Consider the following 597-nt stretch of genomic DNA (forward strand, 5'->3'; position numbering starts at 1 on the left):
GCCCTGGACCGGACGGCGGCGGCGGTCGACGCGCTGCGCGATCTGCTGGGCACGGTGCAGCTCGCCGAGGAGGGCGCGCTGGGCGAGCCCGACACCGGGGATCCGCTGCTGGCCGACCTGGACGCGGCGCTGGTACCCGTCACCGCCGGGCCGGGGACGGCGGGGCCACCGCACGCCCCGGTGTCCTGGACGGACGTCCTGGAACGGCTCGCCGCGGCGGGGCGGGACGCCGTGGTCGTGCCCACACACGCCGCCGACCTGCCGGCCGCGGGCATCCACACCGTCCGCGTGCTGCTCACCAAGGCGGCCGACGATGACGACTGACCTGGCGGGAAGGGGAACCGGGGCCGGACCCGGCTCCGGGGCGGGGACCGGGAGCGGCCCCGGGACGGGGACCGGAACCACAACCGGAACCGCGACCGGTACCGGGACCGCGACCGGAACGGTGACCGGAACCGGAACCGCCCCGGGAACGGGGACCGGAACCGGAACCGCCCCGGCCGCCGGGTCCGGCCGCGGGAGACCCCCGACGGACCGGCCGCGGGACGCCGCCTGTCAGCGCTTCGCCGGTGAACTCCGGCGTGCGCTCGCCGACGT

1 pseudogene is annotated in these 597 nt (G+C 78.4%); it reads left to right on the forward strand.

Annotated elements, in window-relative coordinates:
- A pseudogene (locus G3I53_RS16160) lies at positions 1-324 on the forward strand (hypothetical protein); the annotation flags it as partial.
- Positions 325-597 lie beyond the last annotated feature (273 nt).

Origin of the sequence: Streptomyces sp. SID14436, from assembly GCF_010548465.1 — a bacterium.
In the GTDB taxonomy this organism is placed as follows: domain Bacteria; phylum Actinomycetota; class Actinomycetes; order Streptomycetales; family Streptomycetaceae; genus Streptomyces.